The sequence below is a fragment of the Streptomyces sp. NBC_00247 genome (assembly GCF_036188265.1).
Taxonomy (GTDB): Bacteria; Actinomycetota; Actinomycetes; order Streptomycetales; family Streptomycetaceae; genus Streptomyces.
The window spans coordinates 917,048-936,022 of sequence record NZ_CP108093.1 but is presented as its reverse complement, the minus strand read 5'-3'; the positions used below and the strand labels follow the sequence as shown (position 1 = coordinate 936,022).

The 18,975-nt window shown below is 71.2% G+C and carries 21 protein-coding genes; 5 read left to right on the top strand and 16 right to left on the bottom strand.

Annotated features, from left to right (window positions below):
- Positions 1–30: 30 nt before the first annotated feature.
- From OHT52_RS03755 to OHT52_RS03745, 3 genes are read left to right on the top strand one after another with little or no spacing between them, the layout of a single operon-like run.
- Positions 31–1,005: a carbohydrate ABC transporter permease gene (locus OHT52_RS03755; RefSeq protein WP_328718682.1), complete on the top strand. Its 975-nt coding sequence runs from the start codon at positions 31–33 to the stop codon at positions 1,003–1,005.
- Positions 1,002–1,841 (top strand): carbohydrate ABC transporter permease, encoded by an 840-nt coding sequence (locus OHT52_RS03750; protein WP_328718681.1) that lies wholly within the window; start codon positions 1,002–1,004, stop codon positions 1,839–1,841. Before OHT52_RS03755 ends, OHT52_RS03750 begins: the two co-directional genes overlap by 4 nt.
- Positions 1,841–3,139: an ABC transporter substrate-binding protein gene (locus OHT52_RS03745; RefSeq protein WP_328718680.1), complete on the top strand. Its 1,299-nt coding sequence runs from the start codon at positions 1,841–1,843 to the stop codon at positions 3,137–3,139. The genes OHT52_RS03750 and OHT52_RS03745 overlap by 1 nt, the downstream gene beginning before the upstream one ends.
- Before the next feature lie 25 nt (positions 3,140–3,164).
- On the opposite strand, the gene OHT52_RS03740 is transcribed toward OHT52_RS03745, so the two are convergent.
- Positions 3,165–3,917, bottom strand: a complete 753-nt coding sequence (locus OHT52_RS03740; RefSeq protein ID WP_328718679.1) for an SDR family oxidoreductase — start codon at positions 3,915–3,917, stop codon at positions 3,165–3,167.
- A gap of 484 nt (positions 3,918–4,401) precedes the next feature.
- Between OHT52_RS03740 and OHT52_RS03735 the strand changes: the two genes are divergently transcribed.
- Complete coding sequence (locus OHT52_RS03735; protein ID WP_328718678.1) at positions 4,402–4,950, top strand: DUF1697 domain-containing protein; 549 nt, start codon at positions 4,402–4,404, stop codon at positions 4,948–4,950.
- Positions 4,943–5,326 carry a nuclear transport factor 2 family protein gene (locus OHT52_RS03730; protein WP_328718677.1) on the top strand — a complete coding sequence of 128 codons (384 nt, stop codon included), beginning with the start codon at positions 4,943–4,945 and terminating at the stop codon, positions 5,324–5,326. Before OHT52_RS03735 ends, OHT52_RS03730 begins: the two co-directional genes overlap by 8 nt.
- 162 nt (positions 5,327–5,488) lie before the next feature.
- On the opposite strand, the gene OHT52_RS03725 is transcribed toward OHT52_RS03730, so the two are convergent.
- The 15 genes from OHT52_RS03725 to OHT52_RS03655 form a co-directional block, all read right to left on the bottom strand.
- Positions 5,489–5,929 (bottom strand): hypothetical protein, encoded by a 441-nt coding sequence (locus tag OHT52_RS03725; protein WP_328718676.1) that lies wholly within the window; start codon positions 5,927–5,929, stop codon positions 5,489–5,491.
- A gap of 165 nt (positions 5,930–6,094) precedes the next feature.
- Complete coding sequence (locus OHT52_RS03720) at positions 6,095–6,949, bottom strand: ABC transporter ATP-binding protein (protein ID WP_328723605.1); 855 nt, start codon at positions 6,947–6,949, stop codon at positions 6,095–6,097.
- Between the two features lie 100 nt (positions 6,950–7,049).
- Positions 7,050–7,823, bottom strand: a complete 774-nt coding sequence (locus OHT52_RS03715; RefSeq protein ID WP_328718675.1) for a sirohydrochlorin chelatase — start codon at positions 7,821–7,823, stop codon at positions 7,050–7,052.
- Positions 7,824–7,832: 9 nt separating this feature from the next.
- Positions 7,833–8,750 (bottom strand): ABC transporter permease, encoded by a 918-nt coding sequence (locus OHT52_RS03710; protein WP_328718673.1) that lies wholly within the window; start codon positions 8,748–8,750, stop codon positions 7,833–7,835.
- A complete protein-coding gene (locus OHT52_RS03705; RefSeq protein ID WP_328718672.1) occupies positions 8,737–9,528 on the bottom strand; it encodes an ABC transporter ATP-binding protein in 792 nt (263 codons plus the stop codon). The genes OHT52_RS03710 and OHT52_RS03705 overlap by 14 nt, the downstream gene beginning before the upstream one ends.
- Before the next feature lie 43 nt (positions 9,529–9,571).
- The gene (locus tag OHT52_RS03700) at positions 9,572–10,693 is read right to left on the bottom strand and encodes an aliphatic sulfonate ABC transporter substrate-binding protein (protein ID WP_328718671.1); all 1,122 of its coding nucleotides are present in this window, start codon (positions 10,691–10,693) and stop codon (positions 9,572–9,574) included.
- Between the two features lie 233 nt (positions 10,694–10,926).
- The gene (locus tag OHT52_RS03695) at positions 10,927–12,282 is read right to left on the bottom strand and encodes a sulfate adenylyltransferase subunit 1 (RefSeq protein WP_328718670.1); all 1,356 of its coding nucleotides are present in this window, start codon (positions 12,280–12,282) and stop codon (positions 10,927–10,929) included.
- Complete coding sequence (gene cysD, locus OHT52_RS03690) at positions 12,283–13,218, bottom strand: sulfate adenylyltransferase subunit CysD (RefSeq protein WP_328718669.1); 936 nt, start codon at positions 13,216–13,218, stop codon at positions 12,283–12,285. It abuts the gene before it with no gap.
- Positions 13,215–13,784 carry an adenylyl-sulfate kinase gene (cysC, locus tag OHT52_RS03685; RefSeq protein ID WP_328718668.1) on the bottom strand — a complete coding sequence of 190 codons (570 nt, stop codon included), beginning with the start codon at positions 13,782–13,784 and terminating at the stop codon, positions 13,215–13,217. Before cysC ends, cysD begins: the two co-directional genes overlap by 4 nt.
- Positions 13,784–14,500, bottom strand: coding sequence for a phosphoadenylyl-sulfate reductase (locus OHT52_RS03680; RefSeq protein ID WP_328718667.1), 717 nt, complete (start codon positions 14,498–14,500; stop codon positions 13,784–13,786). Before OHT52_RS03680 ends, cysC begins: the two co-directional genes overlap by 1 nt.
- Positions 14,497–14,676, bottom strand: coding sequence for a hypothetical protein (locus OHT52_RS03675; RefSeq protein ID WP_328718666.1), 180 nt, complete (start codon positions 14,674–14,676; stop codon positions 14,497–14,499). Before OHT52_RS03675 ends, OHT52_RS03680 begins: the two co-directional genes overlap by 4 nt.
- Positions 14,673–16,370 carry a nitrite/sulfite reductase gene (locus OHT52_RS03670; RefSeq protein ID WP_328718665.1) on the bottom strand — a complete coding sequence of 566 codons (1,698 nt, stop codon included), beginning with the start codon at positions 16,368–16,370 and terminating at the stop codon, positions 14,673–14,675. The genes OHT52_RS03675 and OHT52_RS03670 overlap by 4 nt, the downstream gene beginning before the upstream one ends.
- A gap of 112 nt (positions 16,371–16,482) precedes the next feature.
- Positions 16,483–16,566 carry a putative leader peptide gene (locus OHT52_RS03665; RefSeq protein WP_328723604.1) on the bottom strand — a complete coding sequence of 28 codons (84 nt, stop codon included), beginning with the start codon at positions 16,564–16,566 and terminating at the stop codon, positions 16,483–16,485.
- A gap of 263 nt (positions 16,567–16,829) precedes the next feature.
- Entirely contained in the window at positions 16,830–17,423 is a 594-nt protein-coding gene (locus OHT52_RS03660; RefSeq protein ID WP_328723603.1) for a GNAT family N-acetyltransferase, read from the bottom strand.
- A gap of 127 nt (positions 17,424–17,550) precedes the next feature.
- Complete coding sequence (locus OHT52_RS03655) at positions 17,551–18,852, bottom strand: GAF domain-containing protein (protein ID WP_328718664.1); 1,302 nt, start codon at positions 18,850–18,852, stop codon at positions 17,551–17,553.
- Between the last annotated feature and the right edge of the window lie 123 nt (positions 18,853–18,975).

Sequence of the window (18,975 nt, the reverse complement as noted above, 5' to 3'; positions counted from 1 at the left end):
GCCGATCAGATGCGACGAAGAGGTCAAGCAGTGACATTGGCGACTCCGGCCGTGACGGAGCGGCCGGGCGGCCGGACGGCCGGACGGTGGCCGGGACAGCGCCGCAAGGACGACGGACGCGGCGGCGAGCGGGCCGCCCGGGACCGGGCCACCTGGTTCCTGGTGCTGCCCGCACTCATCCCGATCCTCGTCCTCAGCGTGGGACCGCTGCTCTACGGCATCGGGCTCGCCTTCACCGACGCGCAGTCCGGCCGCACCCGCTCCACCCAGTGGATCGGCGCGCTGAACTTCCAGGACCTGCTGCACGACACCCTCTTCTGGGACTCCTTCCGGATCGGTCTGCTCTGGGCCGTGGGCGTCACCGTCCCCCAGTTCCTGCTCGCCCTCGGACTCGCGCTGCTGCTCAACGAGAACCTGCGGATGCGCTGGCTGGCCCGCGCGCTGGCGATCATCCCCTGGGCGATGCCCGAGGTCGTCGTCGGCATCATGTGGCGGCTGGTCTACAACCCGGACGCGGGCATCCTCAACGAGACCATCCGCGACCTCGGGCTCGGCGACGGCCGCGACTGGCTCACCGGCTTCGGCACCGCGCTGCCCGCCGTGATCGTCGTCGGGATCTGGGCCGGGATGCCCCAGTCCACCGTCGCGCTGCTGGCCGGACTCCAGAACACCCCGCACGAACTCCACGAGGCCGCCGCCCTCGACGGCGCCGGGGCCTGGCGCCGCTTCCGCACCGTCACCTGGCCCGCGCTCAAACCTGTCGCGCTCTCCATCACGGCGCTCAACTTCATCTGGAACTTCAACTCCTTCGCCCTGGTCTACGTCCTGACCAGCGGCGGACCCGGCGGACGGACCCGGCTGCCGATGCTCTTCGCGTACGAAGAGGCCTTCCGGTACGGACAGTTCGGCTACGCGGCGGCGATGGGCTGTGTGATGGTCGCGGTGATCTCCGTGATCCTCGCCGTGTACCTCGCCGGCCGGCTCCGGGGAGGCGACGACAAGTGAGCATGCGCACCGGACGCGCCACCCGCGCGGGGCAGTACCTCGCGCTCACCGGGTACCTCGTCTTCCTGGCGTTCCCGTTCCTCTGGCTGATCTCCACCGCCTTCAAACCCGCCCGCGAACTGGGCTCGCTCCACCCCACCTGGATTCCCCAGCACCCCACCCTGGACAACTTCCGGCAGGCGTTCGACGAACAGCCACTGCTCCAGGCAGCCGGGAACTCCCTGCTCGCCGCCGTCAGCGCCGGAGTGATCTGCGTCCTGATCGCCACCCCGATGGCCTACGTGATGGCCCGCCACCGGGGCAAGCTCTCGGCCGCCGCCACCGGCTGGGTCGTGGTCAGCCAGGCGTTCCCCTTCGTCCTGCTGATCATCCCGCTCTTCCTCATCCTGAAGAACCTGCACCTGATCAACTCCCTGGCGGGCCTGATCATGGTCTACGTCGTCTGGTCGCTGCCCTTCGCGCTCTGGATGCTCGTCGGCTACGTCCGGGCCGTGCCCGCCGAACTGGAGGAAGCGGCCTCCGTCGACGGCGCCGGACGACTGCGCACCCTCGTCTCGGTCACCGCCCCTCTGCTGGCCCCCGGGATCGTCGCCACCGCCCTCTTCGCCTTCATCACCGCGTGGAACGAGTTCTTCTTCGCCCTCGTCCTGCTCAAGACCCCGGAGAAGCAGACCTTGCCGGTCGTCCTCACCCACTTCATCGGCGCCGAGGGCGCGGCCGACCTCGGTCCGCTCGCCGCAGCCGCGTTCCTCGCCACCCTGCCCTCACTTCTCCTCTTCGCCTTCATCCAGCGCCGGATCACCGGCGGCATGCTGGCCGGGGCGGTGAAGAGCTGATGCGCGCACTCACCAGGGCGGCGGCCTCGGCAGCGACCGCGCTCACCCTCCTGCTCGCCGGATGCTCGGGCGGCGGGAGCGACGGCAGGGACGCCGACGGGCCCGTGCACCTGCGCTTCCAGTCACTGGCCTGGCAGACGGAGTCCGTCGACGCCAACAAGGAACTCGTCGCCGAGTGGAACGCCGCCCACCCGGACGTTCAGGTGGAGTACGTCCAGGGCAGCTGGGACAGCGTCCACGACCAGCTGCTCACCTCGTTCGAGGGGGACGAGGCGCCCGACATCATCCACGACGCCTCCGACGACCTCGCCGACTTCGCGTACGGCGGCTACCTCGCCGATCTCCGTACCCTCCTTCCCGAGCGGCTCACCGAGGACATCCCCGAGGCATCCTGGTCCACCGCCACCTTCGACGGCGGTGTCTACGGCGTCCCGTTCCTCCAGGAACCCAAGGTCCTCATCGCCAACACGAAGATCCTCAAGGCCTCGGGCGTCCGCATCCCCACCGCCGACCGGCCGTGGAGCTGGGAGGAGTTCCGCCAGGTCACCAAGGAACTCACCGGCAAGGGGCGGTACGGAGTCGCCTGGCCGCTCAAGGAACCCGTCTCGGTCACCCTCAACCTCGGGCTCTCGGCCGGGGGCCAGCTCTTCCACCGGGGCGAGGACGGCAAGGTGGACCTCCGCTTCGACGACGGCGACTCGGTGGTGCCCAGGACCATCCACGACCAGGTCACCGTCGACCACAGCGCGGCCCGCACCGCCCTCGGCATGGGCGGTTCCGACACCCTGCCAGGGTTCTTCGGCGGGAAGTACGCCATGGTGCCGCTCGGCTTCGCCTACCGGCAGCAGGTCGTCGAGCAGGCTCCCGAGGGCTTCGAGTGGAGCGTGCTGCCCGCGCCCGCCGGCAGCGACGGCACGGCCCAGGGCGTGAGCCCGCAGACCCTCTCCGTCGCCGAGGACAGCCCGCACAAGAAGGAGGCGGTGGAGTTCATCGACTTCCTGCTCGACCCGCCCAACATGGTCCGCCTCGCCAAGGGCGACTGGATGCTGCCCACCGGCACCGAGGCCCTCGCCGACCCCGCGCTGCACACCGAAGACAAGGGCTGGGCCACCGGCACCGCACTCGCCCAGCGGCTCCGCCCGGCCCCCGCCCAGTCCGTACGCGGCTACCCGGAGTGGAAGGACAAGGTGGCCACCCCCGCGCTGCAGGAGTACTACAGCGGCGCGATCGGCCTGGACGAACTGAGGAAGCGCCTGGTGGACGACGGCAACCGGGTCCTCGCCCGCTATCAGCGCTGACCCGGCCGACGCGCGTCGTGACTCCTCACACCGTGGGTCGCCGGAGCCAGAGCCACGTCGCGTAGGTGAGCGTCCCGTGGTCGGCGGGTGCTTGCGTGAGCAGGCTCCCGTCCCGCATGGCCCGGCCCGTTCCGCCGGGCAGGGGCACCTCCACGATCAGGCTTTTCTCGCCGGTGTGGTGCGCGTAAGCCCTGACCATCGCCGCCATCGACTCGACGCGCGGGCCGCCCAGATCGGGGACCCGGCCCGCCGGGGCGCCGGTGGCCAGCTCCACCAAGCGCTCCGCCACCTCGCGGGCGGCGACCGGTTCGGACTTCATCCTCGGCACGGCCACCACAGGGCCTCGCTTGGTCCGTCCGTAGAGCTGGCCCGCGAACTCGTGGAACTGCGTCGCCCTCAGGATCGTCCACGGCACGGCGCCGCTCTCGACCAGCCGCTCCTGGGCCACCTTGCCGGCGTAGTAGCCGTGCGGGGCGCGGTCGACGCCGACGATCGACAGCGCGACGTGGTGCCCCACTCCGGCCTCCTGCCCGGCGGCGAGCAACCGCCGGGTCACCGAGGTGAAGAACTCCACGGACGCCTTGGCGGACATCGTCTGTCGGGACGTCACGTCCACGACCGCCGCGACCCCCTGGAGCGCCCCGGCCGCTCCGGATCCGGAGACCAGATCGACACCGTTCGAACGGGACAGCACCACGGCCTCGTGACCCCGCTCGCGGACGACGTCGACCACATGCCGCCCGACGGTTCCGGTACCGCCGGCCACTGCGATCTTCACGGGAACTCCTGTCACTCGGCCGCCCCGGAGAACCCGTCGATCGCGCTCCGGTGTCCGCGACCGATCATCCCTCCGACCGGCGGCCCCGGCACGTGCGCGCCGGCCCCGGGGAGGCCGCCTGCCGCCGGGGCCGGCGTGACCACCCCCCGAGGGGTCCGGGCGTCCGAGAGATGTGGATCCCGTCCGTCCCGGCTCACCCGTCCGGGCTCCGGGGCCGCCGGGCGGGGGCGGAGTCGCCGCCGTCGACGGACATGCGGGCCTTTCGATACACGGCCCAGGAGGCGCGGGCCCCGGCGGACCGGTGCGGACGCCCGCCAGGACCCCGGGACCAGCTGAGCCCGCCTGACGAGTACGCCGACGCCCACCGCGAGCGGCCCCCCCGGCGGCGCCGGATCGCGCGGCCCTCCCACCGCGCGACCACCCCGGGGGCTCATGGGAACGGACACGCGCCGGTGTGGGTGCCACCGCCCCTTAAGGTGGGCGCATGACGACGACGTACGCACTCCTGCTGCGCGGCATCAACGTCGGGGGCCACCGCAGGGTGCCCATGCCGGAACTGCGCACGCTCCTCACGGAACTGGGTCACAGCGGCGTGACCACGTACCTGCAGAGCGGCAACGCGATCCTCACCGCGGCGAGCGACGACGAGAACGAGGTCGCGACCGGGATCGAGCGGGCGGTCGAGAAGCACTTCGGTTTCGCCGTCGACTGCCTCGTCCGCCCGGCCGCCTACCTCCGGGCCCTCGCCGACGCATGCCCCTTCCCGGCGGCCGAGCTCGAAGGCAAGCAACTGCACGTCACCTTCTACGACCGGCCGGTCACCGAGGACCGGTTCTCCCCGGTGGACCCCGCCGCGCACCTGCCGGAGGAGTTCCGGCTCGGCGACCGCGCCCTCTACCTCTACGCCCCGGACGGCCTCGCGCGCTCCACCCTCGCCGTCGCCCTCGCCAAGCCGGCCGTCACCAAGGGTCTCGTGGCCACCAGCCGCAACTGGAACACCGTCGCCAAGCTCGTGGAGCTCACCCGTGACTGAACTCCCGGACTCCGTGGCCGAGGTGATCGAGAACGAGCTGCGCCTGCTCGACCCCGAGGTACGCGGTTCCGCGCCGCTCCTCGCGACGATGCTGCACCCCGATTTCCGGGAGATCGGAACCAGCGGCCGGCTCTGGGACCGCGACACGATCGTCGCGGAACTCACCGCCGAGGCGACCACCCGCCCCGGCCCGCTGACGGCGTCCCGGATGGAAGGCGTCGAGCTCTGCCCCGGCCTCGTCCAGCTGACCTTCGACACCGAGCACAAGGGCAGCCGCGCGCACCGGAGTTCCCTGTGGCGGCTGGGCGACGGGGGATGGCGGCTCTACTTCCACCAGGCCACTCCGTTCGTCGCCGACCCGTTCGACGAGTCGTAGTACCGCAACGGCGTCCGGCGTGACTGCTGTCCGGTGGAACGCATGCGTTCCACCGGACAGCAGTCACGCCGTGGCTCGCGGGCACCGCCGGATCTCGAAGAACCCACACCTCACCGAGACCAGCGGCGGTCGTACCGGTTCCCGCCGCGGGCCACCGGAGTGTCAGCCCCGCCATCCGTCGCGCAACAGCCAGGTCGACCGCTCCCTGAAGTGGTGCAGCCACAGCCACCACGGCAGCCGCCGGTGGGCGACGAAGGACCACAGGTCGTCATCGGCTTCGTTGCCACGCGGGCAGCCGCGCAGGAGATCGAGACATCGTCGATCAACCGTCCGATGCAGACGGGCGACGTGGGCCAGAGCGATGACACCCTGGCGGCGGACCTCCGGGTCCCCCGACTCCAATGCCCGGCCGATGCGGGGCAGAACCGAATCCGCGTCAGTGTGGTTGAGGGCGAGAGCGACAACGGCCACCCCGACGAGCGGCTCGCCCCGGTCGAACGCGGCATCGACCTCGTCGGGCTGATCGGTCCAGCGCAGCGTGCGGCCGTCCCGCCAGTTCAGAACAGCTGCCGGATCGGCAGGGCCGCTCTCGTCAGGGTGCACGGCCCGACCTTACCGAGCCGCTCCCGCAGGGGGCCCTCCGATATTCGGGCACCCCTCGCGGAGCACCCGATCCGCGGTGTCTCGACGCCCCCTCGCGAAGGCCGGCTGGAGCGGGTTCGGCACGATCCGCCGGGCAGCCCCCGGCAGACCCCGGACATACCCGGCTCAGCGGCGCGTCACCCGCTGCGCCCGCTGCGCCCGTGCGGTCCAGCGGCCCTCCGTACGCGTGATGCGCACCGGATGGCCGAAGCAGTCGCTGACCCGGTCGGTGGTCAGCACCTCGTCGGCGGGACCCGACGCCACGCACCGCCCGCCGCGCAGCAGCATCGCATGCGTGGTGGAGGCGGGCAGCTCCTCCAGATGGTGGGTGACCAGTACCGTCGCCAGCTCCGGATGCTCCTCGCGCAGGGCGTCCAGGCTGTCCAGCAACTGCTCCCGGGCCGCCAGATCCAGGCCGGTGGCCGGCTCGTCCAGGAGCAGCAGCCGAGGGCTCGGCATCAGGCTCCGGGCGATCAGGGTCCTGCCCCGCTCGCCCTGGGAGAGCGCCGGCCAGCGGGACGCTTCCTTGCCGGCCATCCCGAGCATCGCCAGCAGTTCGTCCGCCCGCGCCCGCTCGTCGGCCGTCGGCGTCCAACGCGGCAGCGGTTCGACCGAGTTGGTGAGACCCGTCAGCGTGACCTGGCGCACCGTCAGTGCGGACTGGAGCGGGTGGCGGGGGTTGACGTGGCCGAGCAGGGTCCGCAACTCCCGCAGATCCACCCGGCCCAGCGTCCTGCCGAGCACCCGCACCGTGCCCCGCGTAGGGTGGGATACCGCCCCGAGCAGCCCCAGCAGGGTGCTCTTCCCGGCGCCGTTGGCACCCAGGAGCGCCCAGTGCTCCCCCTCCCGGACGGTGAGCGAGACGGCGTCCAGGATCGCTCTGCCGTCACGCACCACGGCGACCTCGTCGGCCTGGATCACCGGTACGGGCCCCTGGTGGGAGGTGCCGGCGGGGAAGACGAGGGGGGCCGTGGTCACGATGACTGCTCCTTACATCCATACGTTCGACCCGTGGACCCTATCGGTCCAGGATGCGGACGAACGGCAGGGGGCGACTCAGTACCGGCCTCCAGGAGCGCGTTCAGGCCGACAGGGGGAGCGCGCGGTCCGCCCGCGCCTCGTCGTACCGCGCCAGCAGCAGCCGGGCCAGCGCCGGGGAAGCCCCGAGCACCTCGGAGAGCACGTCCGCGCCGGCCTCGGCCGCACCCGCGACGATCCGGTCCGGGAGCCGGCCGGGCGCGACGACGTACGGCGCGACCGCCACCCGTTCCACCCCGTCGGCGCGCAGCCCCCGCACCGCGTCCGCGGTGCGCGGGAACCCGCCGGGAGTATTGGCGGAGGCGAACGCAGGCCGCACGGCGCACCAACCGGTGTGCCGCAGCTCCCGCGCGATTTCAGCGATCACTGCGATCGCCTCCGGGTCCGTGGTGCCCGCCGAGGCCAGAACCAGCCCCGTCGAGCGTCTGTCGGCGGCGGTGACCCCGGCCTCGCGCAACCGCTGTTCCAGAGCGGTCAGGAGCAGCGGGGACGGGCCGAGGACGCCTGCCTGCCGAACGCGTAGCCGGGGCAGCCGGGCCCGGGCCTCGCGCAGCACCGACGGGATGTCGGTCTTGGCGTGGAAGGCTCGGGTGAGCAGCAACGGCAGCGCGACGACCTCTTCCGCACCCGATGCGCCCCGGGGGTGCAGGCGTTCCAGTACCCGGGGCACGGACGGGGCGTTGAAGTCGAGGAAGGCCGTCTCCACGCGGAGCCCCGGCCGCAGCGACCGTGCCCGCGCGGTGAGCGCGTGGACGGTCGCCGCGTGCCGCGGATCGCGGCTGCCGTGGGCGATGACGAGAAGGACGGGTGCGTGCATGGACGTGGCTCAGTTCTTGACGAGAAGACCTCGGCTGCGCAGTACCCACCGCTCCAGCGGACTGAAGATCAGCAGGTCGATCGCGACGCCGACGAACAGGATGAGCAGGATCGACAGGAAGATGCCGGGCATGTCGAAGTTGTTGCGGCCGTTCTCCAGCAACTGCCCGAGTCCCAGGCCGAGATCGGGGGAGGAGGCGATGATCTCGGCGGCCATCAGCGAACGCCAGGAGAAGGCCCAGCCCTGCTTCAGCCCCGCGAGGTAGCCCGGCAGCGCAGCCGGCAGCACGATGTGCCAGGTGCCGCGCAGCCCGGTCGCGCCGATGGTGCGGCCCGCCCGGAGGAAGAGCGGCGGGACCTGGTCGACGCCGGAGACCAGGCCGTTGGCGATCGACGGGACGGCGCCGAGCAGGATCACCGCGTACATCATCGAGTCCTGGAGCCCGAGCCAGATGACGGCCGGGGCGACCCAGGCCACCGAGGGCAGCGACTGGAGGCCGGACAGGATCGGCCCGATCGCAGCCCGGACGAACCGCACCCGGGCGACCAGCAGACCGAGCGGCGTCCCGATGACGACCGCGAGGACGAAGCCGAACAGACCGCGCGAGACACTGGTCCAGATGACTTCCAGCAGCGTGCCCTTGGCCCACATGTCCTGCGCGCTGTCCCAGACGGCGGCGGGCGGCGGGAGTTTGTAGTCGTCGGTGACCTTCGCCCAGACGAGCACCTGCCAGACCAGGACGACCAGGACCACCGCCAGGACCGGCGGCAGCACCTTCTGGACGACGACCTCCCGCACCGGGGTGCGGTGCGACTGGACGGCGTCCAGCGCGTCGAGCCCGGCCTCCAGGCCCGCGAGGTCGTCCCGCTTCGCGGGGCCGTCCGTGCCCGCCCTGTCCTCGGCGGACTTGATGTCAGTGCTGGCCATGGCGGCGGATCTCCCCACGCAGTTCTTCGGTGATCTCGACGGACAGCTCCGCGACGGCGGAGTCCTCGATGCGGCGCGGGTGTTCGATGCCGACCGTCCACTCGCGGGCGATCCGTCCCGGCCGGGACGACAGCAGCACGACCCGCTGGGCGAGGCGCACCGCCTCGCGCACGTTGTGGGTGACGAAGAGGACCGAGGCGTTGGTCTCCCGCCAGATCCGGGTGAGTTCGTCGTGCAGCACGTCGCGGGTGATCGCGTCGAGTGCGGCGAACGGCTCGTCCATGAGCAGCAGTTGGCTGTCCTGGGCGAGTGCGCGGGCCATCGCGACCCGCTGGCGCATACCGCCGGAGAGCTCGTGCACCCGCTTGCCGTACGCCCCGTCCAGGCGTACGAGTTCGAGCAGCCGCTCCGCCTCGGGGCGGCGCTCGGCCTTGGACACCCCGCGGAGCCGCAGGGCGAGTTCGATGTTCTTGCCCGCGGTCAGCCACGGGAAGAGGGCGTGCTCCTGGAACATCAGGGCCGGCCGCCCGCCGGGGGTCTCGATGGACCCCGCGGACGGGCGGTCGAGTCCGGCCACCAGGTTGAGCAGCGTCGACTTGCCGCACCCGGAGGCTCCCAGGAGGGTGACGAACTCGCCGGGAGCGACATCGAGCGTGATGTCGTCCAGGACGAGCTGCTGACCGGTGGGTCCGGCGAAGGACTTCGATACGTGGCTGATACGAGCGGCGTGCTCGACCGACGCGCGGTCCTCGGCCTTGGTGAGGGTACTGGTCGCCATGGTCGTCACCTCCTGGGAAGCCTGGTGGGGATGGGCGGACGGGTTACTTGACGCCGAGACCGGCGTCGTCGACCGCGGGCTCGCCCTCGGCCTTCAGGACCTTGTTGAGCAGGTTCAGGTCGTAGATGCCGTCGAGGTTGGGCTTCTCCAGCAGACCGGCCTTGACCGCGTGGTCCGCCTCCGCGTTCAGGGTGGCGGCCAGCGGGTCATTGGTGACCAGGATCGACTTCCAGGCCGGGTCGAGGATCTCGGGAGCGAGCGCCTTGCCGCTCAGGGTCTCCAGCGCCTTGTTGGCGGACGCCTTGGCCAGGTCCGGGTTCTCGTTGATCCACTTGTTCGTCTTCACCGAACCGCGCAGGACCGCCTCGACCACGTCGGGGTGCTCGGTGAGGAACTTCTGCGACACGATGATGTTGGTGATGACGAACTTGTTGTCCGGCCACAGGGTCGTCTCGTCCAGCAGTACCTTGGCGCCCTCGGCGACCAGCTTGGACGCGGTCGGCTCGGGAACCCAGGCGCCGTCCAGGGAACCGGCCTTGTAGGCGTCCGGGGTCACCTTGTTGTCCGAGCGGACGACGGAGACGTCGCCCTTGCCGCTCTGCGCGTCGACCTTCCAGCCCTGCTCGGATATCCAGTTGAGGAAGGCCACGTCCTGCGTGTTGCCGAGCTGCGGGGTGGCGATCTTCTTGCCCTTGAGGTCCGCCACGGTCTTGATCTTGTCCGGGTTCACGACGAGCTTCACGCCGCCGGAGGCCGAACCACCGATGATCCGCAGGCCCTTGCCCTGGGACTTGGTGAAGCCGTTGATGGACGGCGAGGGGCCGATGAAGCCGATGTCGATCGAACCCGCGTTGAGCGCCTCGATCTCGGACGGGCCGGCGTTGAAGGTCGACGTCTTGACCTTCGTACCGCCGAGCTCCTTCTGGAAGGTGCCCTCCTGGACTCCGACCAGGGCGGTGGCGTGCGTGAGGTTCGGGAAGTACCCGATGCTCACGGTGTCCGCGGAGAGCTTCTCCGCCCCGGCGGTGGCGGCGGCGTCCGTCTTCTTCGAGTCGTCGTCGGTCGACTCGGAGCCGTAGCCGCAGGCGGTGAGAACCACGGCGAGCAGCGGCAGTGCGGCGGCAGCGAGCAGGCTGCGGCGGACGGTGGTACGGGTGGCTGGCACGGGAGGTGTTCCTCTCGTTGGCCGGGCTCTACGTCCCTCGGGTCTCCGGGGACGCGGCCGGGCGGTCGGCAGGTCTTCGTCTGTACGGGCGGTGCGGGTGGTGCGGGAGGGCGCGCAGGCAGTGCGCGTACGTCATCACGCACATCGCGCCACTCCGCCCTGGCCGCTGCCGAGGGCACCGCTGCCCACCCGGCCGCCCTCTTTCGCGAAGGAGGAGAAGAAGTCGGTTCTCATCAGAAGTCCCATTCGGCGTCGTCTTCGGCCGCTTCGGGTGCGGACCCGCCCCGGACGGCAGCGGCGAACGAGGCGCCCGCCATGCCGGCCGAGAGGGTCGTACCGTCCGCGGGGTCGATCAACAGGAACGAGCCGGTACGCCGGGAGTCGGCGTACGCGTCGAGCGCGAGCGGTTCGGCGGTACGGACCACCACCCGCCCGATGTCGTTGGCGACCAGCTGCCCCGGGGCGGGGTGCTGGGAGAGGTCGTCGAGGGTCAGCCGCGAGGGGATGTCCTTCACGATCGCCTTGACCGTGCGGGTGGTGTGCTTCAGCAGCACCCGCTGGCCGACCGAGAGCGGCTGGTCGGCGACGTGGCAGACGGTCGCCTCGACGTCCTGCGTCGAGGCCGGGAGGCTGCCGCTCGGCGCGATCAGGTCGCCGCGCGAGACGTCCACGTCGTCCGTGAGCCGTACGGTCACCGACTGCGGGGCCCACGCGGCGTCCACGCTCTCGCCCAGCGCGTCGATGCCCGCGACCGTCGTCGTACGACCCGAGGGCAGTACGGTGACGGGCTCGCCGACCCGCAGCACACCGGAGGCGATCTGGCCCGCGTAGCCCCGGTAGTCCGGGTGCTCCGCGGTCTGCGGCCGGATCACGTACTGCACCGGGAAGCGCGCCGGGCACGCCGTGAGGTCGTGGCTGACCGGGACGGTCTCCAGGTGCTCCAGGACCGTCGGGCCGCCGTACCAGTCCATGTGCGCGGACGGGTCCACGACGTTGTCCCCGGCCAGTGCGGAGATGGGGATCGCGGTGATCTCCGGGACGCCGAGGGAGGCCGCGTACGCGGTGAACTCCTTGGCTATCGCGGCGAACACCGGCTCCTGGTAGTCGACGAGGTCCATCTTGTTGACGGCGAGGACGACGTGGGGGACGCGCAGGAGGGCGGCGACGGCGGCGTGGCGGCGGGTCTGTTCGACGACGCCGTTGCGGGCGTCGACGAGGACGACGGCGAGTTCGGCGGTGGAGGCGCCGGTGACCATGTTGCGGGTGTACTGCACGTGGCCGGGGGTGTCGGCGAGGATGAACCGGCGCCGGGGGGTGGCGAAGTAGCGGTAGGCGACGTCGATGGTGATGCCCTGCTCGCGCTCGGCGCGCAGGCCGTCGGTGAGGAGCGCGAGGTCGGGGGTGTCCTGGCCGCGGTTGCGGGAGGCGTGCTCGACGGCTTCCAGCTGGTCGGTGAGGACCGACTTGGAGTCGTGGAGCAGGCGGCCGACGAGGGTGGACTTGCCGTCGTCGACGGAGCCGGCGGTGGCGAAGCGCAGCAGTGTGGTCTCGGCCAGTGTTTCGTTCAACGGCTGTGTGGTGGTGGTCATTTAGAAGTACCCCTCGCGCTTGCGGTCTTCCATCGCGGCTTCGCTCATCTTGTCGTCGGCGCGGGTGGCGCCGCGTTCGGTGAGGCGGGAGGCGGCGATCTCGGTGATGACGGCGTCGAGGGTGGTGGCGTCGGAGTCGACGGCTCCGGTGCAGGACATGTCGCCGACCGTGCGGTAGCGCACGAGGCGGGTCTGGGTGGGTTCGGTGTCCTTGGGGCCGCCCCAGTCGCCGGCGGTGAGCCACATGCCGCCGCGGTCGAAGACCTCGCGGTGGTGGGCGAAGTAGATCTCGGGGAGCTGGATGTGTTCGCGCTGGATGTACTGCCAGACGTCGAGTTCGGTCCAGTTGGAGATCGGGAAGACGCGGACGTGTTCGCCGGGGGCGTGGCGGCCGTTGTAGAGCTGCCAGAGTTCGGGGCGCTGGCGGCGGGGGTCCCACTGGGAGAACTCGTCGCGGAGGGAGAAGACGCGTTCTTTGGCGCGGGCCTTCTCCTCGTCGCGGCGTCCGCCGCCGAAGACGGCGTCGAAGCGGTGGTGCTGGATGGCTTCGGTGAGGGGGACGGTCTGGAGGGGGTTGCGGGTGCCGTCGGGGCGTTCGCGCAGGGTGCCGGCGTCGATGTAGTCCTGGACGGAGGCGATGTGCAGGCGCAGTCCGTGGGCGGCGACGGTGCGGTCGCGGTAGTCGAGGACCTCGGGGAAGTTGTGTCCGGTGTCGACGTGCAGGAGCGTGAAGGGGATCGGTGCGGGGGCGAAGGCCTTCAGCGCGAGGTGGAGCATCACGATGGAGTCCTTGCCGCCGGAGAAGAGGATCACCGGCCGCTCGAACTCCCCCGCCACCTCACGGAAGATGTGCACCGCCTCCGACTCCAGCGAGTCCAGGTGGCTGAGCGCGTACGGGTTGACGGTGCCTTCCGGCACGGTGGCGACGGACGTCACGCCAGGCCCCTCTCGGTGAGCAGCGCGTGGAGCGCGGTTGCGGACTCCTGCACGGTCTGCTGGTGCGACTCGATGCGCAGGTCGGGTGATTCGGGTGCCTCGTAGGGGTCGTCGACCCCGGTGAGGCCGCTGATCTCGCCCGCTGCCTGCTTGGCGTACAGCCCCTTCACGTCACGTACGGAGCACACCTCGACGGGCGTGGCCACGTGCACCTCCAGGAAAGGGGTGCCTTCGGAGTGGTGCCGCTTACGGACCGCGTCACGGCTGTCCGCGTACGGAGCGATCACCGGAACCAGCACCTTCACGCCGTTCGCCGCGAGCAGTTCGGCGACGAAGCCGATCCGCTGCACGTTCGTGTGGCGGTCCTCGCGGGAGAAGCCGAGGCCCGCGGAGAGGAACTCCCGGATCTCGTCCCCGTCGAGGACCTCCACCCGGTGGCCGTCGCTCTTCAGGCGGCCCGCGAGTTCGTACGCGATGGTGGTCTTGCCCGCGCTCGGCAGACCGGTCAGCCAGACGGTGGCTCCCGTCCCCGTCACGCTCATCGATATCTCCTGATCAGTCGTCATCAGCCGTGCAGTCCGCACTCGGTCTTGCCCCGCCCCGCCCAGCGGCCGGCGCGCGCGTCCTCGCCCTCCAGCACCCGGCGGGTGCAGGGCGCGCAGCCGACGGAGGTGTAACCGTCCATCAGCAACGGGTTGGTGAGCACCCCGTGTTCCAGCACGTAGGCGTCCACGTCGTCCTGCGTCCAGCGGGCGATCGGCGACACCTTCACCTTGCGGCGCTTGGCGTCCCAGCCGACCACCGGGGTGTTGGCCCGGGTCGGGGACTCGTCGCGCCGCAGCCCGGTCGCCCAGGCGCCGTACGCGGTCAGCCCCTCTTCGAGCGGCTTCACCTTGCGCAGCGCGCAGCACAGGTCGGGGTCGCGATCGTGCAGTTTTGGTCCGTGCTCGGCGTCCTGCTCGGCCACCGACCGGCGAGGCGTCAGGGTGATGACCTTCACGTCCATCACCGCTTCCACCGCGTCCCGCGTCCCGATGGTCTCGGGGAAGTGGTAGCCGGTGTCGAGGAAGACCACGTCCACGCCGGGCCTGGCCCGGGACGCGAGGTGGGCCACCACCGCGTCCTCCATCGAGGAGGTGACGCAGAACCGCTCGCCGAAGGTGTCCGCCGCCCAGGTCAGAATGTCGAGCGCCGAGGCGTCCTCCAGTTCCCGGCCCGCCCGCTCGGCCAGTTCCTCCAGCTCGGCGTCGGTGAGCCCGTCGGCCCGCAGCGTGTCCGTCATGTCCGCTTCCCCTCAACGTCGTTGCGCAGCAGTCCCTGGGTCAGCAAGCCCAGGAACTTCAGCTGGAACGCACGGTTGCAGGACGCACATTCCCAGGCGCCGTGCCCGGTCTCGTGCGGGCGCAGATCCTCGTCGCCGCAGTAGGGGCAGTAGAACGGCGCGGCTCGCTCGCTCATGACAGCGACTCCGCGGTGGCCCGCGCCGCCCAGGTGGCGAAGCGCTCGCCCTCTTCGCGCTCCTCCTGGTAGCGGCCCAGTACCCGCTCGACGTAGTCCGGCAACTCGGCCGAAGTGACCTTCAGGCCACGGACCTTGCGGCCGAAGCCGGCCTCCAGGCCGAGCGCGCCGCCCAGGTGCACCTGATAGCCCTCGACCTGGTTGCCCTCGCCGTCCAGCATCAGCTGCCCCTTGAGACCGATGTCCGCGGTCTGGATACGGGCACAGGCGTTGGGGCACCCGTTGATGTTGATGGTGAGCGGCTCGTCGAACTCCGGCAGGCGGCGCTCCAGTTCGTCGATGAGCGAGGCGCCGCGCGCCTTCGTCTCGACGATCGCCAGCTTGCAGAACTCGATGCCGGTGCAGGCCATCGTGCCGCGTCGGAAGGACGAGGGCCGCACCTGGAAGTCCAGTGCCTCCAGCCCTTCGACCAGCGAGTCCACCTGGTCGGGCGCCACGTCCAGGACGATCATCTTCTGCTCGACGGTGGTGCGCAGCCGGTCGGAACCGTGCGCGGCGGCGAGATCCGCGATCTTGGTGAGCGTCGAACCGTCCACCCGGCCGACGCGCGGGGCGAAGCCGACGTAGAAGTTGCCGTCGTTCTGCCGGTGCACGCCGATGTGGTCGCGCCAGCGGGAGGTGGGCTGCGCGGGGGCGGGGCCGTCGAGCAGCGGACGCTTCAGGTACTCGTCCTCCAGCACCTGGCGGAACTTGGCGGGACCCCAGTCGGCCATCAGGAACTTCAGCCGGGCGCGGGTGCGCAGACGGCGGTAGCCGTAGTCGCGGAAGATCCCGACGACCCCGGCCCACACGTCGGGCACCTCGTCCAACGGCACCCAGGCGCCGAGCCGTTCGGCGAAGCGCGGGTTGGTGGAGAGCCCGCCGCCGACCCAGACGTCGAACCCGGCACCGTGCTCGGGGTGTTCGACGCCGACGAAGGCGATGTCGTTGATCTCGTGGACCACGTCCTGTACCGGTGAACCGGAGATCGCGGTCTTGAACTTCCGCGGCAGGTTGGAGAATTCCTTGCTGCCGATGTACCGCTCGTGGATCTCGTCCACCGCCGGCGTGCCGTCGATGATCTCGTCCGCCGCGATGCCCGCCACCGGCGAACCGATGATCACGCGGGGGCAGTCGCCGCAGGCCTCGGTGGTGGAGAGCCCGACGGCCTCCAACTTCTCCCAGATGGCCGGGACGTCCTCGATGGCGATCCAGTGCAGCTGGATGTTCTGCCGGTCGGTGATGTCCGCGGTGCCGCGGGCGTACTGCTGGGAGATCTCACCGATCACCCGCAGCTGGGCGGAGGTCAGCCGGCCGCCGTCGATGCGTACCCGGAGCATGAAGAAGCGGTCGTCCAGCTCCTCCGGCTCCAGCACGGCGGTCTTGCCGCCGTCGATCCCGGGCTTGCGCTGGGTGTAGAGGCCCCACCAACGCATGCGTCCGCGAAGGTCGTTCGGGTCGATCGAGTCGAAGCCGCGCTTGGAGTAGATGTTCTCGATGCGTGCCCGCACGTTGAGAGCGTCGTCGTCCTTCTTGAACTGCTCGTTCCCGTTGAGGGGGGTGTAATGCCCCATCGCCCACTGGCCCTCGCCGCGGTGGCGTCCGGCCTTGCGGCGAGGCGTGGTGGTCGCAGGCTGTTCAGGGGTAGCGGCCATGACAATACGTCCTTCGGGACTGCGGGCGGGCGGCTCTGAGCTGCGCACTCGCGTGGACGCGGTGGTGCGACGGGGCTTGCAGAGGAGGGGGAGCGCGGCGGTGCTGGGACTCTCAGCCCGCCGGACAGATGGCGCTGGACATGCGGCAGAGGTCGACGTGGCGTCGACTCACCAAGGCAATTCCAGTTCCAGGCATGACGGAAGCGTGTCACGCGCATCTCTGGACAGTCCATACCTATCCATCATCCGGACGAGATCGTCTCGCACAGTGAGACGATGTGGATTGCGTCACCCGGGCGCGTCTCCGTTGGGTCCGCATCGGTCCCGCTATGTCCCAAAGGTGCTCGCGGATCATCCGCCAGACGGGGGTTCAGCTGCTGGACACCCAGCTCAGCGGCGGTCCACCCGGCCCGCTCACGCCGGGAACGCTCATGCCGGGAACGCTCAGGCCGGGAACGCTCAGGCCGGGAACGCCCCCGGCCACGGCCCGGGTGCCGCCACCTCCGGCTCCGGCCCGACCGTGGTGTCGAAGAGCCGGTACCCCCGGCGCTCGTAGTTGGCCAGGGCGTGCGGGCCGTCCAGCGAGCAGGTGTGCACCCATACCCGTCGGGTCGCCTGCCGGCCGGGCCACCGCCCGGCGAGATCCCAGGCGCGCTCGGTTCCCCGGCTGAGCAGATGGCCACCGATCCGGCGCCCCCGGAAGGCCGGGACGAGCCCGAAGTACATGATCTCCACGACGCCGTCGGCCTGCGGGTCCAGCTCGACGTACCCGGCCGGCGTCCCGTCGACGTACGCCACCCACGTCTCGGCCCCCGGCCGGTCCACGATCTCCTGCCACTGCGCGTACGTCAGGCCGAGCCGGTCCGTCCACCGGACGTCCCCGCCGACCGCCGTATAGAGGAAACGGCTGAACTCCGGCGACGGCACCTCGGCCCGGACGATCCGCACGTCGTCGTCCGGCGCCTTCGCGGACGCGAGATCGCTGGGGGAGGTCTGCTCCAGGGACCAGGTGATCACGTCGACCATGGGAGCGGTGGGAGCGGTGGGAGGCATGGGGGCTGTGGGGCGATCGGGGCTGTTCATGGGCGTCAGCGAACCACGACCGCCGCCGGACCGGGGAGGCGGGTCCCCGGACGCGGCGAGGACCCGGACGACACCGGGGACTCCCGCGGCGGCGCCCTCAGGAGCTCCCCGCCGAGGCCCTGGCCCGCACCACCACCGGCGCGGTCGAGTGCGGCAGCAGATCGGCCGGTTCGTCCGGGTGGACGACCTCCACGTCGACCCCCTCCCGGAAGCGGTACGGGCGGTGGGCCAGCACCTCCGCGAGGTGACGGCGCATCCGGGAGATCTCGGCGCGCACCGTCACCGTGCGGGTTCCGTCGCCGAAGATGTCCCGCGCCAGCTCGGAGGCCGTACACCCCTCCTTGCGCAGGGCCAGTGCGTACAGCATCTCCGCATGCCGGGGCGAGAGCCGCTGCGTCCAGGTCCCCACCGGCCCCGCCACGTGCACCACCGGCTGCCCGGCCCGCCCCAGGTCCAGCACCACCCGGCGCGGCGGCCCGTCCGAGGCGTTCGTGGACGCCCCGTCCAGCACCTGGACCAGCCAGCCTCCGGGCAGCGGCTCCACCCGGCACATCCCCAGCGACGGGAACCACACCCGGCCAGGGGCGAGCGACTTGGGCAGCGGCAGCCGGTCCACCGGCGGCATCCCGGCCACCGCCGCCAGCCGGCCGTGGGTGTCCACGGCGAGGGCCCGGCCACCGATCCGGCAGAGAATCGGCGCGGCCACCGACCGCAGCCGCTCGATCGTCGCCAGATGACGATTGCGTATCTCGCTCTCGGCGAGCTTGGCCACCGAGTCCACCAGGGCCAGCGTCGCCGGGTGGAAGGTGGACTCCGGACCGCTGATGTCGACGATGCCGATCAGGCGCCCGTCACGCGGGTCGCGCACCGGCGCCGCCGCGCACGTCCAGCTCTGCAGGGCGTTCACGAAGTGCTCCGCGGAGTGCACCCGAACGGGGGTACGCGCGACCAGCGCCGTGCCGATCGCGTTCGTCCCTCTCACCGGCTCGGTCCACGTGGCGCCCTCCTCCAGCAGGATGCCCTCCGCCCGCCGCATCACGGAACGGTCGCCCTGCCGCCACAGCACGCGCCCCTGCGCGTCGCTGACCACCATGATCTGCCTCGTGCCGTCCGCGAAGGCCGCCAGCCCCTCGCGCAGCAACGGCATCACCGCGCCGAGCGCCGTGGCACGCCGCTGGTGTTCGATCTCCTCGGCCTCCATCAGTGGCCCGTCCGGCGCCCGCTCCGGGTCCACCCCGCTGCGCAGCACCCGGGACCAGGAGGCATCGATCTCCGCCCGGGGCGCGGCCGCGCGCCGGCCCGACAGCCGTGCCTCGCGGGCCCGGCGCAGCGCGTGCACCGCGTCGACGGGTGCCGGCCCGGAAGCCGGCGGGGCGGTTCGGGCAGGGCCTGACTCCATCGCTGGTTTCACGAGTTTCCCCCCACAAAAGGTGCCTCGGCCCCCGATCCAGGTCCCAAGGTACTCATCCTGCTCGCCGACGGGGACCCGCGCGTCCCCCACACCCGCCCCGCTTGCAACCCT

Excerpts from the sequence above, each read along its gene's own strand:
- OHT52_RS03745 (WP_328718680.1), top strand. The coding sequence starts at position 1,841 with ATGCGCGCACTCACCAGGGCGGCGGCCTCGGCAGCGACCGCGCTCACC.
- OHT52_RS03735 (WP_328718678.1), top strand. The coding sequence starts at position 4,402 with ATGACGACGACGTACGCACTCCTGCTGCGCGGCATCAACGTCGGGGGC.
- OHT52_RS03715 (WP_328718675.1), bottom strand. The coding sequence starts at position 7,823 with ATGCACGCACCCGTCCTTCTCGTCATCGCCCACGGCAGCCGCGATCCG.
- OHT52_RS03710 (WP_328718673.1), bottom strand. The coding sequence starts at position 8,750 with ATGGCCAGCACTGACATCAAGTCCGCCGAGGACAGGGCGGGCACGGAC.
- OHT52_RS03705 (WP_328718672.1), bottom strand. The coding sequence starts at position 9,528 with ATGGCGACCAGTACCCTCACCAAGGCCGAGGACCGCGCGTCGGTCGAG.
- OHT52_RS03695 (WP_328718670.1), bottom strand. The coding sequence starts at position 12,282 with ATGACCACCACCACACAGCCGTTGAACGAAACACTGGCCGAGACCACA.
- cysC (WP_328718668.1), bottom strand. The coding sequence starts at position 13,784 with ATGACGACTGATCAGGAGATATCGATGAGCGTGACGGGGACGGGAGCC.
- OHT52_RS03680 (WP_328718667.1), bottom strand. The coding sequence starts at position 14,500 with ATGACGGACACGCTGCGGGCCGACGGGCTCACCGACGCCGAGCTGGAG.
- OHT52_RS03675 (WP_328718666.1), bottom strand. The coding sequence starts at position 14,676 with ATGAGCGAGCGAGCCGCGCCGTTCTACTGCCCCTACTGCGGCGACGAG.
- OHT52_RS03670 (WP_328718665.1), bottom strand. The coding sequence starts at position 16,370 with ATGGCCGCTACCCCTGAACAGCCTGCGACCACCACGCCTCGCCGCAAG.
- OHT52_RS03665 (WP_328723604.1), bottom strand. The coding sequence starts at position 16,566 with ATGCCTGGAACTGGAATTGCCTTGGTGAGTCGACGCCACGTCGACCTC.
- OHT52_RS03660 (WP_328723603.1), bottom strand. The coding sequence starts at position 17,423 with ATGCCTCCCACCGCTCCCACCGCTCCCATGGTCGACGTGATCACCTGG.
- OHT52_RS03655 (WP_328718664.1), bottom strand. The coding sequence starts at position 18,852 with ATGGAGTCAGGCCCTGCCCGAACCGCCCCGCCGGCTTCCGGGCCGGCA.